Raw genomic sequence first — 4,132 nt, 5'->3', positions numbered from 1 at the left:
CCCCCTTAACAAGAGGGGAACCATCGCTCTTGTTTATCAAATGAGGGAGCTTGAGGGAGCTATAAAACCCCGTCCTCAAAAACGAGCGAGTCGTTCAGACGAGCAATGTTTTAGGGCGGGGATACATGGACTCCCTCAAGCCAATTGAGGGGTTCGATGCCCCGAAAATTGGCAAATACATTACATCTTTACACAGCATCATAGCTCATGTAAGCTAGAATGAATCCATGCTAACAATGACTTACGAATACAAGCTACAACCAACCCCCGAACAGACCGCCATCATCGAACAAACTTTAGATGTGTGCCGTTGTGTTTGGAACTTTGCGCTTAGACAGCGTAAAGATTGGTGTAACTCTCGTAAGTCGGCTATCAATGCTTGTTCGATTCATTCTGAATACATCATTTCTGCTGACGAACCATTTCCCAATTACCACAAACAAGCCAAGCAACTAACGGAGGCTAAGAAACAATATCCTCAGTTAAAGATGGTTCATTCTCAAGTTTTACAGCAAACTCTAAGAACATTAGATAGAGCTTGGGATGACATGAAAGCTAGAGGTTTCGGTTTTCCACGCTTTAAGAATAAGTATCGGATGCGTTCGTTTGTCTTTCCACAACTAGGTTTAGACCCGATTAGAAATGATGCAATCAAGTTTCCTAAGTTGGGATGGGTTCAATGGCGACAGTCAAGACCGATTCCCCATGGGTTTGAAGTACGCCAAGCAAGGATAGTCTCAAAAGCATCTGGTTACTTTGTGATGCTGTCACTACAGCTAAATGTTGATGTTCCTAATCCCATACCTCATGGTCATCCTAGAGGACTGGATTTAGGCTTTGATAAGTTTGTGGCTACCAGTGACGGTGAAGAGATTAAGCGACCATTGTTTCTCAAAACCTTACAAAGCCAGCTTAAATTGCTGCAACGTAGGCTAAAGAATAAGCAAAAAGGTTCAAATAATCGACACAAGTTAAACCAAAAAATAGCTAGGCTACATCAACGCATATCGGATACCAGAAAGGATTGGCACTTTAAACTAGCTCATCATCTTTGTGATGGTGCTGGCATGATATTTGTTGAGGATATCAACTTTGTTAGTTGGCAAAGAGGAATCCTCTCGAAACATAGTGCTGATGCTGGCTTTGGTCAGTTTGTAAATATCCTTGAGTGGGTGTGTTTTCTCAGAAATGTGTATTTTGCCAAAGTTAACAAGGATGGCACAAGTCAAACTTGTCCTAACTGTGGCGCACATACAGGGAAGAAAACTCTAGATGTTCGTTCCCACCACTGTAATGAGTGTGGATACAGAACTACAAGAGATGTAGCAGCTTCTCAGGTTCTTAGAAATCGTGGAATATCTGCGCTAGGGCATAGCGTACTAGAAAATGTCTGTGGACTCAGAGCGACAGGGAGTATCGGTCACGATGCTCTAGTTGGCGGGGAACGAAGCAGAAAACCAGCATCGCGAGGTTCTGGAATCCCCTTCCTCAAAGCAACGGAGCATAGCGAAGTTGCGCGCGGGAGGGGAGGATGTCAACATCTCTAGCTTCCCCCTTATTAAGGGGGACGGGAGGGGGATCCCCACAACTGAAGGTTACCAGGTTGACGGCTTAATTATAGCGCTATCTTTGATCAACCTGGTTTCTTTGAGATATGCGATCGCGTAGCGTGACCATTCGCGTAGCGTGGCCATTCGCGTAGCGTGACCAAAGGTCAATCCCATTAATTTTGCAATCCTAATTCAAACCTTACCGATTAATCCTTTGGTGGTGGGCAGTGTGTACTTTGACCGAAGACCCTGAGGGCGCAAGCCCCTGGATTCTATCCATGGGGTTAGCCCGAACAGGAATTTATTCCCTAACTGCCCGGGAACTTTCTCTTTAATGTTTCGACTATAATAGTAAGTAAATAAACAACCCAAGGAGGTGATGTTATAGTGTTGGTTATGGAGTTTAAAGCTGTCCTAAAAGAGCCTCAAAAGTTAGCAATTAATGAAGCTATCAGAACTGCTCGATTTGTCCGGAATAAAGTGCTTAGGTACTGGATAGATAATCGCGGGGCAGGGAAGAAAGAACTCTATCGCTACAACACTCAATTAAGGGAAGAGTTTAAGTTTGTCAAAGACCTCAACAGTCATGCTTGTCAAGCCTCTGTTGAGAACGTAGAACGTGCCATTAAACGGTTCTTTGATAATTGCAAAAAGAAAATCCCAGGCAAGAAGGGATACCCTAAGTTCAAGAAGCATTCTAGGTCTGTTGAGTATAAGCAATCTGGATGGAAATTATCTCTAGATAAAAAATCCATTAAATTCACAGACAAAAAAGGCATAGGGCTAGTCAAGCTCAAAGGAACCTGGGAATTGTGGCGTTTCGACCAGAAACTGATCAAGCGGGTTCGCATTGTACAAAGAGCTGATGGCTACTACATTCAATTCTGCGTAAAACTCGACAATTCAGAACAGCTAGAAGCTACTGGTTTTACTGTTGGATTGGATGTTGGACTAAAAGAGTTTTACACCGACTCTGATGGGTACTCAGAACCTAACCCTAGATTCTATCGCAAAGGCGAAAAGCGATTAAAGTTTTATCAGCGTAGAGTCTCCCGGAAAAAGAAAGGCTCAGCTAACCGAAACAAGGCTATTAATAGGCTGGGTAGAACACATCTTAAAATAAGTAGGCAGCGTGAAGAACATGTCAAGAGACTGGCGCGTTGCGTAATCCGGTCTAACGACCTGGTCGCCTACGAAGATTTAAGAGTTAAGAACCTGGTCAAAAACCATTGTCTTGCCAAGTCTATTAATGATGCAGGTTGGTATCAGTTCAGGGAGTGGCTAGAATATTTTGGACAAAAGTTTGGAAGAATAACTGTCGCAGTGAATCCTGCTTATACTAGCCAAAATTGTTCTAGTTGCGGTGAAGTGGTCAAGAAGTCATTGTCAACTCGAACCCATGTCTGTAAGTGTGGGTGTCAGTTAGATCGCGATCATAACGCCGCTAAAAACATCTTAACGAGAGCCTTGAGTACCGTGGGGCACACGGGAACTTTTCAGAACGCTCGGGGAGAATCGACCTCTACTCTTCTTGGTTCCGGCCTGGATGAGCAAGTTGGCTCGCTGAACCGAGAATCCCCCGGTTTCTAACCGTGGGGAGTGTCAATATGGCTTTGTGATCTGATTTGTCTGACACACTGCCCACCCTACATCTTCATGGTAACCTGGTTGATTTGAGATATGCGATCGCGCCCCGCGTGACCATTCGCGTTCGCCCAGCGTGGCCAAAGGCCACCCTTGGCCTTTTGGCCAAGGTCAATCCCATCCAGCTCTCTCCACCCAACCCTTCCGGTGCGTTACGGGGCGGACTATCTCAACACTGCCTACGAGGTTGAACATGATGGCAAGCCCGCCCCTAACACACCCTACATCTAATTCAAACCTGACCGATTCATCCCTTGCTGGTGGACAGTGCTCCCGATTCCCGATTCCCGATTCCCGATTCCCGATTCCCCACACCCCACACCCCACACCCCACACCCTACTCCCATTGGTGGTGCGTTACGGGGCGGGCTCTCTCAACACTGGCGCTCGGTGTTGAACATGATGGCAAGCCCGCCCCTAACGCACCCTACACCTACATCTCTAGCTTCCCCCTTATTAAGGGGGACGGGAGGGGGATCCCCACACCTCAAAATTTTTTTTCCCCTAGATGATATGAAAATCAAAACAAGTGGGTAAGTTAAGTCTAGAAGAAAACAATTGGTAAGCATTCAGCTATCAGCTATCAGCTTTCAGCTTTCAGCTATCAGCTATCAGCTATCAGCTATCAGCTATCAGCTATCAGCTATCAGCTATCAGCTATCAGCTTTCAGCCATTGGCCGTAGGCCAGGGTAAGGGAACAGCTTTTGAATAAAAAAAGCTGACCACTGACCACTGACCGCTGACTGCTTACAACAAATCAGCATCCCGCATCTGTAAAAAGACTTATGAAAACTGATCTAAAAGTTAAACTACTTCAGCACCTGACCCAGAAAAAGCAAGACGAAGGTTTTACTCTAATTGAACTACTAGTTGTAATCATCATTATTGGAATTCTATCCGCCATTGCCTTGCCTTCTTTCTTGAACCAAGCTAATAA

6 protein-coding genes are annotated in these 4,132 nt (G+C 45.2%); 5 read left to right on the top strand and 1 reads right to left on the bottom strand.

The genetic code is table 11. The features are described from left to right. The first annotated feature begins 227 nt into the window (after positions 1 to 227). Positions 228 to 1,547, top strand: coding sequence for an RNA-guided endonuclease InsQ/TnpB family protein (locus tag F6K38_RS36375; RefSeq protein ID WP_131827092.1), 1,320 nt, complete (start codon positions 228 to 230; stop codon positions 1,545 to 1,547). 48 nt (positions 1,548 to 1,595) lie between these two features. Here F6K38_RS36375 and F6K38_RS36370 read toward each other — a convergent pair whose 3' ends face one another. Then, the gene (locus tag F6K38_RS36370) at positions 1,596 to 1,724 is read right to left on the bottom strand and encodes a hypothetical protein (RefSeq protein ID WP_267872123.1); all 129 of its coding nucleotides are present in this window, start codon (positions 1,722 to 1,724) and stop codon (positions 1,596 to 1,598) included. Positions 1,725 to 1,937: 213 nt separating this feature from the next. Between F6K38_RS36370 and F6K38_RS36365 the strand changes: the two genes are divergently transcribed. The 4 genes from F6K38_RS36365 to F6K38_RS36350 all read left to right on the top strand — a co-directional run. Then, positions 1,938 to 3,140, top strand: coding sequence for an RNA-guided endonuclease InsQ/TnpB family protein (locus tag F6K38_RS36365; RefSeq protein WP_287250560.1), 1,203 nt, complete (start codon positions 1,938 to 1,940; stop codon positions 3,138 to 3,140). A gap of 35 nt (positions 3,141 to 3,175) precedes the next feature. After that, positions 3,176 to 3,385 (top strand): hypothetical protein, encoded by a 210-nt coding sequence (locus tag F6K38_RS36360; protein ID WP_131827091.1) that lies wholly within the window; start codon positions 3,176 to 3,178, stop codon positions 3,383 to 3,385. 2 nt (positions 3,386 to 3,387) lie between these two features. After that, a complete protein-coding gene (locus F6K38_RS36355; protein WP_287250563.1) occupies positions 3,388 to 3,591 on the top strand; it encodes a hypothetical protein in 204 nt (67 codons plus the stop codon). A 389-nt stretch (positions 3,592 to 3,980) separates the two neighbouring features. Next, positions 3,981 to 4,132: prepilin-type N-terminal cleavage/methylation domain-containing protein (locus F6K38_RS36350; protein ID WP_287359887.1), on the top strand; the 152-nt coding region annotated here is incomplete at its 3' end.

It is taken from the genome of Moorena sp. SIO3B2, from assembly GCF_010692525.1.
Lineage (GTDB): Bacteria > Cyanobacteriota > Cyanobacteriia > Cyanobacteriales > Coleofasciculaceae > Moorena > Moorena producens.
Note: the sequence above shows the minus strand (reverse complement) of the source record. Positions and strands in the feature narration are given on the sequence as shown.